General features: G+C 62.4%; 12 protein-coding genes and 1 riboswitch. Of the genes, 5 read left to right on the top strand and 7 right to left on the bottom strand.

All coding sequences use genetic code 11. The annotated features are described in order from the left end of the window. Positions 1-8 precede the first annotated feature (8 nt). Genes CFter6_RS19810 through CFter6_RS19790 form a run of 5 tightly spaced genes read right to left on the bottom strand, consistent with a single transcriptional unit; the run spans position 9 to position 5,017 of the window. Positions 9-1,331: an MFS transporter gene (locus tag CFter6_RS19810; protein ID WP_061541378.1), complete on the bottom strand. Its 1,323-nt coding sequence runs from the start codon at positions 1,329-1,331 to the stop codon at positions 9-11. Positions 1,332-1,391: 60 nt separating this feature from the next. Further along, entirely contained in the window at positions 1,392-2,066 is a 675-nt protein-coding gene (gene otnC / locus CFter6_RS19805; RefSeq protein WP_061541377.1) for a 3-oxo-tetronate 4-phosphate decarboxylase, read from the bottom strand. Continuing rightward, positions 2,063-3,355, bottom strand: a complete 1,293-nt coding sequence (gene otnK, locus CFter6_RS19800; protein WP_061541376.1) for a 3-oxo-tetronate kinase — start codon at positions 3,353-3,355, stop codon at positions 2,063-2,065. Before otnK ends, otnC begins: the two co-directional genes overlap by 4 nt. 3 nt (positions 3,356-3,358) lie before the next feature. Next, the gene (ltnD, locus tag CFter6_RS19795; RefSeq protein ID WP_061541375.1) at positions 3,359-4,252 is read right to left on the bottom strand and encodes an L-threonate dehydrogenase; all 894 of its coding nucleotides are present in this window, start codon (positions 4,250-4,252) and stop codon (positions 3,359-3,361) included. Positions 4,253-4,264: 12 nt separating this feature from the next. After that, positions 4,265-5,017, bottom strand: a complete 753-nt coding sequence (locus CFter6_RS19790) for a FadR/GntR family transcriptional regulator (protein WP_061541374.1) — start codon at positions 5,015-5,017, stop codon at positions 4,265-4,267. 272 nt (positions 5,018-5,289) lie between these two features. Between CFter6_RS19790 and CFter6_RS19785 the strand changes: the two genes are divergently transcribed. From CFter6_RS19785 to CFter6_RS19765, 5 genes are all read left to right on the top strand, one after another. Beyond that, on the top strand, positions 5,290-6,453 hold the full coding sequence (locus tag CFter6_RS19785; protein WP_061541373.1) for an ABC transporter substrate-binding protein: 1,164 nt from the start codon (positions 5,290-5,292) through the stop codon (positions 6,451-6,453). 40 nt (positions 6,454-6,493) lie between these two features. Continuing rightward, on the top strand, positions 6,494-7,666 hold the full coding sequence (locus CFter6_RS19780) for an HPP family protein (protein WP_061541372.1): 1,173 nt from the start codon (positions 6,494-6,496) through the stop codon (positions 7,664-7,666). Positions 7,667-7,709: 43 nt separating this feature from the next. Then, positions 7,710-7,951: riboswitch (cobalamin riboswitch) on the top strand. A 96-nt stretch (positions 7,952-8,047) separates the two neighbouring features. Beyond that, complete coding sequence (locus CFter6_RS19775) at positions 8,048-9,937, top strand: TonB-dependent receptor plug domain-containing protein (protein WP_061541371.1); 1,890 nt, start codon at positions 8,048-8,050, stop codon at positions 9,935-9,937. A 40-nt stretch (positions 9,938-9,977) separates the two neighbouring features. Then, positions 9,978-10,964, top strand: a complete 987-nt coding sequence (locus tag CFter6_RS19770) for a FecCD family ABC transporter permease (protein WP_205631410.1) — start codon at positions 9,978-9,980, stop codon at positions 10,962-10,964. Then, positions 10,961-11,764 (top strand): ABC transporter ATP-binding protein, encoded by an 804-nt coding sequence (locus CFter6_RS19765; protein WP_061541370.1) that lies wholly within the window; start codon positions 10,961-10,963, stop codon positions 11,762-11,764. Before CFter6_RS19770 ends, CFter6_RS19765 begins: the two co-directional genes overlap by 4 nt. Before the next feature lie 6 nt (positions 11,765-11,770). Here CFter6_RS19765 and CFter6_RS19760 read toward each other — a convergent pair whose 3' ends face one another. Together CFter6_RS19760 and panC are read right to left on the bottom strand one after the other, a co-directional pair. After that, positions 11,771-12,685 carry a cobalamin-binding protein gene (locus tag CFter6_RS19760; RefSeq protein WP_082814885.1) on the bottom strand — a complete coding sequence of 305 codons (915 nt, stop codon included), beginning with the start codon at positions 12,683-12,685 and terminating at the stop codon, positions 11,771-11,773. A gap of 14 nt (positions 12,686-12,699) precedes the next feature. Beyond that, a complete protein-coding gene (panC, locus tag CFter6_RS19755) occupies positions 12,700-13,539 on the bottom strand; it encodes a pantoate--beta-alanine ligase (RefSeq protein WP_061541368.1) in 840 nt (279 codons plus the stop codon). Between the last annotated feature and the right edge of the window lie 89 nt (positions 13,540-13,628).

Here is a 13,628-nt window from a genome sequence, read left to right as displayed (position 1 = left end):
ATACGTTGTCAGCGGTTGACCATCTTGGGCGGCGTGCGCAAGATCGCGACTGAGCCTATCACCAGCATGGCGGCCAGCATGAACATGCCGGTCTGGTTATTGTGCGTCGTATCCTTCAGCCAGCCGACCAGGAACGGGCTGACGAACCCGGCCAGGTTGCCGACCGAATTGATCACCGCGATGCCGGCAGCGGCGCCGGTGCCGGGCAGGAACGCCGTCGGCAGCGACCAGAACAGTGGCGAGCAGGTCAGCACGCCCATGGCGGCCAGCGACAGGAAGGCGATCGCAATCACGGTATTGTCGGCGGCAATCGCTGATACCACAAAACCGACGGCGCCCAGCAAGGCCGGCACGATCAGGTGCCAGCGCCGTTCGCGCAGGCGGTCGGAGCGGCGGCCGATGAGGATCATGGCGAACACCGCGCACACAAACGGAATGGCGCTGATCATGCCGATCTTGAAATCGCCGACGACGCCGGAAGCCTTGACCAGGGTCGGCAGCCAGAACGTCAGGCCGTACTGGCCCATGACGATGCAGAAATAGATCAGGCACATGTGCCAGATGCGGATGTCCTTGAACACGGCAGCGGTCGACTTCGGGCTTTGTTTGTCTTTCTGGTCGGCGCGGATTTCCGCTTCCAGGAAATCTTTCTCCGCTTCAGTCAGCCACTTGGCTTTGCGGATGCTGTTGTCCATCACGAAAAATACCGCGATACCGACCAGGATCGCCGGTATCGCTTCGATCATGAACATCCATTGCCAACCGTGCCAGCCGCTGGAGCCGTGGAACGATTGCATGATCCAGCCGGACAGCGGATTGCCGAAAATGCCGGATACCGGGATCGCCGCCATGAAGGTGGCGACCACCTTGGCTCGGCGATGCGAAGGAAACCAGTAAGTCAGGTAGAGGATGATGCCGGGATAAAAGCCGGCTTCGGCCACGCCCAGCAGGAAGCGCAAGACATAGAATTGGGTCGGGGTCTGGACCCAGGCGAAGCAGGCCGACAATATGCCCCAGGTAATCATGATGCGGGCGATCCACAGCTTGGCGCCGACCCGGTTCATGATCAGGTTGCTGGGCAGTTCGAACAGGAAGTAGCCGAGGAAAAATATGCCGGCGCCGAGGCCGAAGATGGTTTCGCTGAAACCCAGGTCCTGCGACATCTGCAGTTTGGCGAAGCCGACGTTGACGCGGTCCAGGTAGGCTACCACGTAGCACAGCATGATGAACGGTACAAAGCGCCAGAATACTTTCTTGTACAGGTTTTCGGCTTGTTCGGCCGCCAGGCTTGCAGCTGCCTGCGCGCCTTTGTTCGTGATTGTTGCTGACATCTTGTCTCCACCAGTTTGATTTTTAAAGTCTGGACGTTTCTATTTTTTTTTTTTTGAAACTTACCAGCGCGCTCCAAATACCCGATACAACTCATCCAGGGCCTCTGCACTCAGGGGCTCCGGTTTGTCTTTTGCCATCAGCCACAGGCGCGCCGTTTCTTCCAGCTCTTCCAGCGCGTACGCCGCCTGCAAAACGCTTTCGTGCCACAGCACGGGTCCTAGCCGTTCCAGCAATACCCCGCGTACGCTGGTCACCAGCAAGCTGACTTGCTGCGCAACTTGCGGATCGCCGGGACGGCAATAAGGAATCAACGGAATGCGTCCGACCTTCATCACCTGGTACGGCGTGATCGGCGGCAGCACGGCGCTGTCATGCCAGACGCCGGCCAGGGTCAGCGCCACCAGGCTGGTCGAATGGGTATGCACCACAGCTTGCATCAGCGGGTTGTTGTCGTAGGCCGCGCGATGCAAGGCCAGCGTCTTCGACGGCTTGTCGCCGCTGACCCACTGGCCGTTGAGGTCGACCTTGGCGATCTGTGCCGGCGCCAGCCTGCCGAGGCAGGCGTCGGTCGGCGTGATCAGCCAGCCGTCGTCGAGGCGGGCGCTGATATTGCCCGCCGCGCCCACCGTATAACCGCGCTGGTACAGGCTGGCGCCGGTCTCGCAGATTTCTTCGCGCAGCGCCTGTTCCTTGAGCGTGGTGCTACCGCTGGCCTGGCTTTTTTGAGTGCTCATAGTCGCGTTTCGCCCAAGTGCCGCAGCGCCTTTTCAAAAAAATCGATACTGCCGAAATTGCCGGATTTCAGCGCCAACGCCAAAGGCGTGCTCCCAATCGATGCTGTCGCCGGCACGCCAGGATCGATTTGCGCGCCTATGCGCAGGGCGCGCACGCCGAGCGCCTTGACTACAGCGCCGGATGTTTCGCCGCCGGCAATCACGAAACGCCGTACGCCGCTCTCCAGCAAGGCTGCAGCGATATCGGCCAGTGCCTGCTCGATCAGTAAACCGGCGCGTTCGACGCCCAGTTCAGCCTGCACCTGTTTCACTTGTTCTGGCATGGTGGTGGCGTAGATCAGCGCCGGCTGCTGGTCCAGATGCTGGCGGGCGAAGGCCAGTGCCTGCGCGACTACCGGTTCGCCGCTGGCCAGCGCCAGCGGATCGATGCGGAACGCGGGGCGCTTCTCCATCCATGCTTTTACCTGGGCATTGGTGGCTTTCGATGCGCTGCCGGCCAGCACTACCGACAAACCTTCTACCGCCGGCAGTTCACTGGCTGCCGCACCTCGCTGCGGATCGAGCAGGCCGGCGCGCACGAAGTTGCCGGGCAGGCCGAGCGCGATGCCGGAGCCGCCGGTGACCAGCGGCAAACCGGCGCAGGCAGCGCCGATGGCGTACAGGTCCTGGTTTTCCAGGGCGTCGACGATCGCCATGCGCACTCCTTGCTGGCGCAGCACGTCGAAGCCGGCGCGGATCTGGCCGGCGCCCTGGGATACTGTCGGATAAGCGACCAGGCCTACCTTGGAAGCAGTCTGCTGCTGCAGCACGCGCACCAGGTTCGGATCGGTCATCGGCGTCAAGGGATGGTTCTGCATTCCCGATTCGCTGAGCAGCTGGTCCTGGATGAACAGGTGGCCGCGATACAGGGTGCGGCCGGTTTCCGGGAACACCGGGCAGGCTATCGTGAAATCGCTGCCCAGGGCTTGCAGCAGGGCGTCGGTTACCGGGCCGATATTGCCTTGCGGGGTAGAGTCGAAGGTCGAGCAGTATTTGAAAAAGAACTGGCGGCAACCTTGCTGCCGCAGCCAGCTGAGCGCAGCCAGGGAATCGGCGACTGCTTCGGCAGCGGGAACCGTGCGCGACTTGAGCGCCACCACGATGGCGTCTACATCCTGCGGCGCGCTGTCCGGCACGCCTATGGTCTGCACGGTGCGCATGCCTTCGCGCACCAGCATGTTGGCGAGGTCGGTGGCGCCGGTGAAATCATCGGCGATGCAGCCGAGCAGGGGACTTGTCTGTGCCGCCATGGTTTACTCCCGCGCAGCCGGCAGCTGGATGCCGGGGAAAATCTTGATCACGGCGGCGTCGTCCTCTCCGCCGTAGCCGGCGGTGGACGCCATCATGAACATCTGGTGGGCAGCGGCCGACAGCGGCAGCGGGAATTTGCTGGTCCGTGCGGTGTCCAGCACCAGCCCCAGGTCCTTGACGAAAATGTCGACTGCCGACAGCGGCGTGTAATCGGCTTTCAGGATATGCGGCACGCGGTTTTCGAACATCCATGAATTGCCGGCGCTGTTGGTGATCACCTCGTACAAGGAGTCGGCGTCGACCCCTTCGCGCAATCCCAGCGCCATCGCTTCCGCGGCGGCAGCGATATGCACGCCGGCCAGCAGCTGGTTGATGATCTTGACCTTGGAACCCATGCCGTGCGCTTCGCCTAGCCGGTACACCTTGCCGGCGATTGCCGACAGCACGGCTTCGCCCTTGGCGTAAGCCGCGGCAGGGCCGGAAGTCATCATCGTCATTTCACCGGAAGCCGCGCGCGCGGCGCCGCCTGACAGCGGGGCATCGAGGAACAGCAATTGCTGCGCAGCCAGCCGCGCGCCGAGCTTGACCGCATATTCCGGCGCCACGGTGGCGCTGGCGATCACCAGGCTGCCGGGCCGCATGGCGGCCACGGCGCCTTGTTCGCCGAACAGCACTTGCTCGGTTTGCGCGGCGTTGACCACCACCGTGATCACCACCTCGCACAACGCACCCAGTTCAGCCGGGGTGTTGCAGACGATGCCGCCTTCGCCTGCGAACTGCTGCAATACTTCCGGTCGCACATCGCAAGCATGCGTGCGCAAGCCTGCGCGCAGCAAAGAACGGGCAACGCCCAGACCCATGGCCCCAAGGCCGATTACACCTACGTTGATAGTCATTGTCGATCCTGATTAGCGGGTTTTTATATTGTTCTTGGGTTTCTGTGCAGCCTTGGTATCGGCAGCGCCCTGCGCCAGCCGGCGCGCCGCGTTGAACATATGGTTTTGCGCCGCATTGCGCGCAGCCAGCGGATCGCCGGCCGCGATCGCGGCGGCAATGGCGGCATGTTCTTCGTAGACCTGGCGCATGAAGTCGTCGCGCCTGGCTTCGTTGCTGCGGGTGACGGCGGTGGCGGCTTCCAGGTACTGGCTGAGGAAGGCCAGCGTCTGCAGCAGGAAGGGATTGCCTGTGGCTTCGGCGATGCTGCGGTGGAACATGACATCGGCCAGCACGCCGTCGCCGCCGGCGTCGACATCGGCGGCGATGCCTTTCAGCGCGGTTTCTATCGCCTTCAGTTGGCGCGGCGTGCGGCGGGTGGCGGCCAGCGCCGCGACTTCGGCATCGATGGCGCGCCGCAGTTCGACGATCTGCAGCACGGCGTCGGCCGACGAGGCCTGGTCGAACTGGATGCGCAACGGCCGCAGATGGCCTTGCTGGCTGACGTACACGCCGCTGCCCTGGCGCGGCTCGACCGCGCCTTCATTCTTCAGACGGGAAATCGCTTCGCGCACCACGGTGCGGCTGACGCCGAACTGTTCCGACAGCACCGGTTCGGTCGGCAGCTTGGCGCCCGGACCGAACTCGCCGGTCTGTATTTTTTTCAGCAGTTCCTGGGCCACGGTATCGCTCAGGGAAGTCCGGTTGGCATTCAGTTTGTTGAACATTTGTCTCTTCCAACGGCGTGTTTTTATCGTAATGTGACCATATCATCATATGAATTATTGGAAAAATCAAGATTTGTTTCGAGGCTATCGTATCCTTTCGTGGTGGTTATTATCAATTTTGCCAAAAATATGGTTCTTGCCCTGGGTCAAGGAATTGCCCGGTCATGATGGCTAACATCACAGTGATGCAAAAGTGCCAGTTGTCACATTCCAGTAGAATCCTGTCCTTGTGGAAATCTCCCAGTGTCATGCCATCAGGATGGATATATTCGATGAACAGAACCGCAAGCGCTTATCTGATGTTATCTGCCGTTTCCTTGTCCGTGTGGAGCGCTTCGGCCTCGGCGCAAATCCGGATAGGCGTGGATATCGCCGTCACCGGCCCCGCAGCCGCGATCGGCGCGCCGACTAAAAACGCCATCCTGCTATGGCCGAAAGAAATCGCCGGACAGAAAGTCGAGTACATCATCCTGGATGACGCTTCCGATCCGACCAATGCTGTGCGCAATGCGCGCAAGCTGGTCAGCGAAGAAAAAGTCGACCTGATCGTCGGCCCCAACACCACGCCGGCGGCGCTGGCCATGCTGGATGTGGCGGCTGCGGCGGAAACGCCGATGGTGGCGCTGGCGGCCTCGGCCTCCATCGTCGAGCCGCAGGACGCTAGGCGCGCCTGGGTATTCAAGCTGCCGCAGAACGATTCCCACATGGCGACCATCCTGACCCAGCACATGGCCGACAACGGCATCAAGACGGTAGGGTTCATCGGTTTTGCCGACGCTTACGGCGACAGCTGGTGGCGTGAATTCTCGCGCCTGGCCGAGCTGCGCAAAATCAAGGTGGTGGCCAGCGAACGCTACAACCGCAACGACACCAGCGTCACCGGACAGATCCTCAAGATCATGTCGGCGCAGCCGGACGCGGTGCTGATCGCCGGCTCGGCGACGCCGGCGGTACTGCCGCAAAAGACCCTGGTCGAGCGCGGCTACAGGGGCCGCATTTACCAGACCCACGGCATCGCCACCGCCGACTTCCTGAAAGTCGGCGGCAAGGACGTCGAAGGCACGTTCTTCCCGACCGGCCCGGCAGTGGTGGCCAAGCAGCTGCCGGCCTCGAATCCGGTCAGGAAGACCGCGCTGGACTTTACCCGCCGTTATGAAGCGGCTTACGGCGCCGACACCATGACGCAGTTCGCCGCCGATGCCTGGGGCGCTTACATGCTGATTGCGAACGCCGTGCCGCAGGCGCTGAAATCGGGACCGCCGGGGACCAGGCAATTTCGCGCTGCGCTGCGCAGTGCGCTGGAAAACACCCATGACCTGACCATCCCGCAAGGCGTGGTCAACATGAATGCCAAGGACCATGTCGGGCTGGACCAGCGTTCGCGCGTGATGGGCCGCATCGTCAACAATAAATTTACCTATGCATACGGCGGCTAGGCCACAACAGGAAAAACGAAAGTAAAAAGATGGATCAAAGATGGATCAAATAAGATCGTGGCTGCGCGGTTTTATCCCTGGGCAGGTGATGGTCAACAGCACCGAGCGCATGCGCGCCTGCTGCGGCGCCTTGCTGGGGATATTGCTGACCGGCCTGGTAAGCCACTGGGCCCTGGGGCCGACGGCGGCGTTACCGCTGCTGATCGCGCCGATGGGCGCTTCCGCGGTACTGCTGTTCGGCGTGCCGGCCAGCCCCCTGGCGCAGCCATGGTCCATCATCGGCGGCAACCTGGTGGCGGCGGTGATCGGCGTCGCCTGCGCGCGCTGGATTCCTGATCCGTTGTTTGCCACTTCGATTGCGGTGTCGGCGGCAATCGGCGCCATGTTTGCCTTGCGCTGCCTGCATCCGCCCAGCGGCGCGGTGGCGCTGACCGCGGTGCTGGGCGGCCCGGCAGTGACCGGCCTGGGATTTCATTTTGTGCTGGCGCCGGTGCTGCTGAATTCCTTTTTGCTGCTGCTGGTGGCGCTGCTGTTCAATAACGCCACGCGCCGCCGGTATCCGCACGTGGCCCATGCCGATCCTGGCAAACTGCACCAGACCAAGGATCAGCCCAGCGGGCGGCGCGTCGGTTTCACTCAGGAGGACCTGGACTATGTCTTGCACCAGTACAACCAGGTGCTGGATGTCAGCCGCGACGACCTGGAAAACCTGATCCTGCAGACCGAGCTGCATGCCTACCGGCGCCGTTTCGGCGCGATCACTTGCGCCGACATCATGTCGCGCGATGTCGTCAGCGTCGAGTACGGCACTTCGCTGGAAGACGCCTGGGCCTTGTTGCTGAAGCACCGCATCAAGGCGCTGCCGGTGATCAATTCGGCGCGGCGCCTGATCGGCATCATCACCCAGACAGATTTCATGCGGCAGGCGAACCTGCAGGTGTACACCGGTTTCGACCAGAAACTGAAGCAGTTCATCCGGCGCACCACCAATACCCATTCCGACAAACCGGAAGTGGTCGGCCAGATCATGACCAGCGCCGTGCAGAGCGCCGAGACCGGCGCCCATATCGTCGAGCTGGTGCAGCCCTTGTCCGATTCCGGCATACACCATATCCCGATCGTCGACGACCAGCGGCGCCTGGTCGGCATGGTGACGCAGTCCGACATGGTGGCGGCGCTGTACCGCGGGAATGCGAATTTAACCACACCCTGACGCCGTTCCGGCATGCGGCAATTGCCGCAAACCGGCGCGGGCCGTACAATGGCGGGGTTTTGGTGCACGCGGACATGTCCATGTCCGCAGTTAAACGGGAAACACGAAGCTCGGCATAAGCAGGATTGCCAGCCAACGTGTGCTGCCCCCGCAACGGTAAAACAAGCGTCGCCGTGTAGTCACTAGCGACAGAGCGTGTCTCACACCACTGTGCATCTGCTTGCATGGGAAGGTTATGCGCTTGGACTTGTTAGCCCGGATACCGGCCAAAGCAGGTGGAGTAAAGAATAGGCATTCATAAAAGGCTTATTTGCTACTACCGTTAAACCGGGCTTGCGGGGAGGCAGGCTGGGGACTCCTATCGTAACCTCGTAATCAACCATGACCTCATCTTTATCACGCCGTTGCGGCGCGACCTTGAAGCCGCTTGCGCTTGCTTCAGCCATTCTTTCTACTGCTGCGGTATCAGCCCAAACTACGGCGCAGACCGCCCAGGAACAGCCGCTGGTGCCAGTGGTAGTGACCGCGGCCCGGGTCGAGCAGCCGCAAACCGACGCCTTGCCGCACACCACGGTCATCAGCGCCGAAGACATCCGCAATTCGCAGGCGCCAGACCTGCCGGCATTGCTGCAACGCGAAGCCGGCCTGCAGATTACCCGTGTCGGCGGCCCCGGCCAGCAGGCTTCGCTGTTCATGCGCGGCGCCAATTCGTCGGAAACCCTGATCATGATCGACGGCGTGCCGATCCGACGCCAGGCTTCTTTCGGCCTGCCTGCACTTGAAAACATCTTGCCGGACCAGATCGACCACATCGAGATCGTACGCGGCAACGTGTCGGCGATCTACGGTTCCGGCGCCATCGGCGGCGTGGTGCAGATCTTCACCAAGCGCGGCAACGGCGCGCCGGCGTTCAATGCATCGGTTGAAGCCGGTTCGCGCGGTACCTACGAGGGTAATGTCGGCGTCAGCGGCAAGAGCGGCGACACGCGTTACGCCTTGTCGCTGACCCGCTTCAAGACCAACGGCTTCTCGGCGCAGAATCCTTTGCAGAGTCCGAACGTCAATCCCGACCGCAACGGCGACGGCAATACCAGCGTCTCGGGTGCGGTATCGCAAGAATGGCGCGCCGGCAATGAAGTCGGCGTCCGCATTTACGCCAACGATGCCAAATACACCTACGACGATGCCTACGGCACGCCGACCGACCAGAACAACGGTCATTCGAAGAGCCAGTCGCTGGCGCTGTTCAGCAAGAACCGCTTCACCCAGGACTGGACTTCGACCCTGACCCTGTCGCAAAACATCAACCGCGACAATCTCGACGGCCAGGGCGCATTCGGCGACAGCAGCAACGCCTACAAGAGCACCCAGAACCTGCTGCAATGGGCCAACGAACTGCGCTTGTCGCCGCTGTGGACCGCCACTGCCGGCGTCGACGCCGGCCGCGAAAAGGCCGACGTCAGCTCGAACAGCAGCTACGGCAATTCCAGCAACAGTTTTTCGCGCTCGACCTCCAGCGTATATGCCGGCGTGCTCGGCAAGATCGGCCCGCACCAGTTGCAGCTGAACCTGCGCCATGACGATGTCGGCGGTTCCGGTTCCGACAACACCGGCTACCTGGGTTACGGTTTCGCCCTGACCGACAGCATCAAGCTGATCGCCAATGCATCGACTGCATTCAATGCGCCGACCCCGGTGCAGCTGTACCAGCCGATTTACGGCAACCCCGACCTCAAGGCCGAACGTTCGAAGTCGTATGAACTGGGCGTGCAATACGCCGCCGGCGACACCTTGCTGCGGGCGACGCTGTTCGATACCCGCACCCGCGACCAGTTCGGCTACGATCCGCTGACGTCGCAAACGATCAATATCGCCCGCGCCAAGAACCAGGGGCTGGAACTGAGCGCCAGCACCGTGCTGGCTGCAATCGACTGGCGCGCCAGCCTGACCTTGCAGAATCCTAAGGACGAGAGCAGCAACCAGATCCTGGCGCGCCGCGCCAAGACCCTCGGTTCCCTGGGCGCGGCGAAGAGCTTCGGCGCCTGGCGTCTCGGCGCCGACGTGCAATACACCGACAGCCGCACCGATATTCCCGGCAATCCGCGGCTGGGAACATATTGGCTGAGCAACGCCAATGCGCGCTACCAGCTGAACAAGCAGGTATCCCTGTTCGGCCGTATCGACAACCTGTTCAACCGCGACTACCAGACCGCTTATGGCTATAACCAGCCCTCACGTGGACTGTTTGTTGGTGTAAATTGGCAGCAGTAAGCAAATAACCGGCCGACCAACCAGCGAATCGTTCACGCCATTGACCAGCATTACCACCTTACGCCGCGCCCTCGCCATCCTCTGCTGCCTGGCATTCTTCGCAGCATTGGCGCTGGCGCTCGCGGTTTCTTGCGGCAGCAGTGGCTGCGGGCTGGCGGGTGACCAAGTTTACTTGTCCCTGCGCCTGCCGCGTGCGCTGACTGCGTTTGTGGTGGGTGGTTTGCTGGCCCTGGCCGGGGCGTTGATGCAGGTGTTGTTGCGAAATCCTCTGGCCGATCCCTATGTACTGGGTTTGTCCGGCGGCTCGGCGGCCGGCGCCTTGTCGGCCTTGCTGGTGGCCAGCCATTTAGGGTTCATGGGCGATGCTGCCGCTGCATTAGGCGCAGCGGTCGGGGCCGGGCTGGCGGTACTTTTATTGTTCGGCCTGGCGCGCCAGGCCTTGCGTCGTCTGCCCGATGTCGGCCAGCACAGCGGCCACCGCTTGATACTGACCGGAGTGATGATCGCCGCCGGCTTCGGTGCCATCGTGACGCTGGTGCTGACGCTGGCGCCTGACGGCGAGCTGCGCGGCATGCTGTTCTGGCTGATGGGCGACCTGGAAGATGGCCGCCTGTTGCTGCCGGCGGCAGTGCTGCTGTTGTCGATTCTGATCTGGAGTATTTTTAACGCGCGCCAGCTAAACCTGTTGGCACGCGGCGAAGGTTTTGCGCAGTTGCTCGGAGTACCGGTATTGCGCCTGCGCTTGCTGACCTTGTGCGCGGCTTCGCTGGCGACCGCGGCTGCAGTCACCGTGGCTGGCACGATCGGTTTTATCGGCCTGGTGGTGCCGCATGCGATACGGCTGCTGGTCGGCAACGACCAGCGCATATTGCTGCCTGCCAGCGTGCTGACGGGCGGCGCGGCGCTGGCGCTGGCCGACCTGGTGGCGCGTACCGCGGTGGCGCCTACCCAGTTGCCGGTGGGAGTAATCACGGCGCTGGTCGGAGTGCCGGTGTTCCTGTGGCTGCTGGCCAGGAGCCGTTCATGAACGCGGCCCCATTGCTGAGCGCCGAACAGCTAAGTGTAAGCGTCGGTCATAAAACCTTGTGCAGCGGATTGGACTGGCAAGTCGCGCCGGGCCAGTTCTGGTGCGTGCTGGGCCGCAACGGCATCGGTAAGACCACTTTATTGCATACCTTGGCCGGCTTGCGGCGGCCGGCCGCCGGCCGGATACTGATCGAAGGCCGCGACATACAAACTATTTCAGCGCAGCAACTGGCACGCCTGCGCGGCTTGCTGGCGCAGCAGCAGGCCGATGCGTTTTCCAGCAGCGTGCTGGCGGCGGTTGTGGCCGGGCGCCATCCCTACCAGTTCGGTTTCGGCTGGGACATCGAGGACGACCGCGCGCTGGCGATGCAAGTGCTGGAACAGGTCAGGATGGCGGCTTTCAGCACACACGATGTGATGCGACTGTCAGGCGGCGAGCGGCAGCGGGTAGGGCTGGCGACCTTGCTGGCGCAAGACCCGCTATTGTTCATGCTGGACGAGCCGACCGCACACCAGGACGCCGCCGCGCAGATCGTGGTGATGGCGCTGCTGCACAAGGTAGCAAATGAGATAGCAAATGCGCTGCCGCCGCAAAAAGCGGTGATCGCAGCCTGTCACGACATCAACCTGGTGGCGCGCTACGCCAGCCATGTGCTGCTGCTGGGCGACGGCCAGGTGTGGCAGGGCACTGCCGGCAGCGTGCTGCAGCCGGAAATCCTGCAGGCGGCATTCGGCTGTTCGTTCGAAGTGGTGGAAAACGGTTCGCGGCGCTTGTTCATGCCGGTCGCCAGCGTAACTTAAAATAAGTCAGCGGCGCCGGCTGCGCGCCAGGTCCAGCTTCTGGCACAGTTCGGCGGCGCCATCCAGTATGCGCGGCCCGGGGCGGCTCATCCAGTTCGGCGTCAGGGTAAACAGGTTATTGGCGGCGACTGCCGTCAGTTTGGGGAAGCGCCGCCAGCTTGCGCTGGGCGAACTGCCACCGTCGGCGGCGAAGATCACTTCCGGATCGGCTTGCAGCACGGCTTCGGTGCTGACGGTAGGCGCCAGCTGCGGCAGTTTGCCGAACACGTTTTCACCGCCGCACAAGGCGATCACGCTCGACACCATGTGGCTATCGTTGAGCGTCATCAATGGTTTTTTCCAGATCTGGTAAAACACTCGCACCGGCGGCCGCTGGCGGTAAGTCGCGTCGAGCTGCGCCAGGCGCGCCTTGAAGGCGGCAGCCGCCGCAGCGCCGCTGTCTTCGGTGCCGGCCAGTTGCGACAGCCTCAGCAGCGACGAAGCAATGGCTTCCAGCTGGCGTGGTTCGCTTTCGAATACAGGAATGCCGATGGCGCGCAGCCTGGCGATCTGGCTGGCGGAATTGCCGCTGCTCCAGGCCACCACCAGGTCCGGCTTGAGGGCGACGATCCGTTCGATATCGAGCGCGCTGCTGCTGCCCATCGAGGCTATCTGCCTGGCTGCAGGAGGATAGTCGCTATAGTCGCTGACGCCGACCACATAAGCGCCGGCGCCGGCTGCAAACAGCAGTTCGGTGGCATGCGGGGCCAGGCTGACGATGCGATGCGCAGGGTGCCGCAGCACGACTGCATGTTGCGTATCGTCGTGCACGGTGACGGCCTGGGCCGACGCTGCCGAGGCTGGCGACAGCGCGATTGCCGCCGCTGCCATCATTACCGCAGGCCAGTCGCGCAGTGGATTGTTGCGGTCGGGCCGCTGCACGCTCAGGTCCAGACTCAGATTTCGAGATTGTCGATCAGGCGCGTGCCGCCCAGCTTGGCGGCGGCCAGCACCACCAGTTTTTCGCCTTGCGCCAGGTCGCCGGCGGCCGGCGCCTGCAGGTCGCAGCGCTTGCGGATCGAAATGTAGTCCGGCAGCCAGCCGCGGCCGCGCAGCTGCGCCATCGCCTGCCGTTCCAGTTCGAAGATGTCGAGGTGGCCGGCGCGTACTTCGTCGGCGACCTGGTTGAGGGTCTTGAACAGCACCGGCGCTTCTGCCCGTTCATCCGTGGACAGGTACATATTGCGCGACGATAGCGCCAGGCCGTCGTCTGCGCGCCAGGTTTCGGCGGCGATGATTTCAGTCGGCAAGGCGAATTGCTTGGCCATGTTGCGCACTATCATCAGCTGCTGGTAATCCTTCTTGCCGAATACCGCAACGCGCGGCTGGACGCAGGAAAACAGTTTCAGCACGACTGTCGTGACGCCGGTAAAGAAGCCGGGACGGAATTCGCCTTCCAGCGTATTGCCCAGGTCGTCAGGCGGCCGCACGCGGAATTCCTGCGGCTCCGGATACAAATCCTTCTCGGTCGGCGCGAACAGCACGTAGACGCCTTCTTTTTCCAGTTTCTCGACGTCGGCCGCGAAGGTGCGCGGATATTTGTCGAAATCCTCGTTGGGGCCGAACTGCAGGCGGTTGACGAAGATCGAGGCGACGATAGGATCGCCGTGTTTTTTCGCCAGCCGCATCAGCGACAGGTGGCCTTCATGCAGGTTGCCCATGGTCGGCACGAAGGCGGTGCGCAGTTGGCCGCGCAGTTGGTCGCGTAGCTCTTCAATCGAGGAAATGATTTTCATAAAATATTATATTTGCGGAATAGAATTTAAGAGCCGCCGCAGCGTGGAAAATTGTTTGGTTTTCAATCGTAGGGTGGGCAGGTTTTTCT

The sequence above is a fragment of the Collimonas fungivorans genome, assembly GCF_001584145.1.
GTDB lineage: Bacteria > Pseudomonadota > Gammaproteobacteria > Burkholderiales > Burkholderiaceae_D > Collimonas > Collimonas fungivorans.
Note: the sequence above shows the minus strand (reverse complement) of the source record. Positions and strands in the feature narration are given on the sequence as shown.

Coding starts and splice junctions, on each gene's coding strand:
- CFter6_RS19775 (WP_061541371.1), top strand. CDS start 8,048: ATGACCTCATCTTTATCACGCCGTTGCGGCGCGACCTTGAAGCCGCTT.
- otnC (WP_061541377.1), bottom strand. CDS start 2,066: ATGAGCACTCAAAAAAGCCAGGCCAGCGGTAGCACCACGCTCAAGGAA.
- CFter6_RS19790 (WP_061541374.1), bottom strand. CDS start 5,017: ATGTTCAACAAACTGAATGCCAACCGGACTTCCCTGAGCGATACCGTG.
- panC (WP_061541368.1), bottom strand. CDS start 13,539: ATGAAAATCATTTCCTCGATTGAAGAGCTACGCGACCAACTGCGCGGC.
- otnK (WP_061541376.1), bottom strand. CDS start 3,355: ATGGCGGCACAGACAAGTCCCCTGCTCGGCTGCATCGCCGATGATTTC.
- CFter6_RS19765 (WP_061541370.1), top strand. CDS start 10,961: ATGAACGCGGCCCCATTGCTGAGCGCCGAACAGCTAAGTGTAAGCGTC.
- CFter6_RS19810 (WP_061541378.1), bottom strand. CDS start 1,331: ATGTCAGCAACAATCACGAACAAAGGCGCGCAGGCAGCTGCAAGCCTG.
- CFter6_RS19785 (WP_061541373.1), top strand. CDS start 5,290: ATGAACAGAACCGCAAGCGCTTATCTGATGTTATCTGCCGTTTCCTTG.
- CFter6_RS19780 (WP_061541372.1), top strand. CDS start 6,494: ATGGATCAAATAAGATCGTGGCTGCGCGGTTTTATCCCTGGGCAGGTG.
- ltnD (WP_061541375.1), bottom strand. CDS start 4,252: ATGACTATCAACGTAGGTGTAATCGGCCTTGGGGCCATGGGTCTGGGC.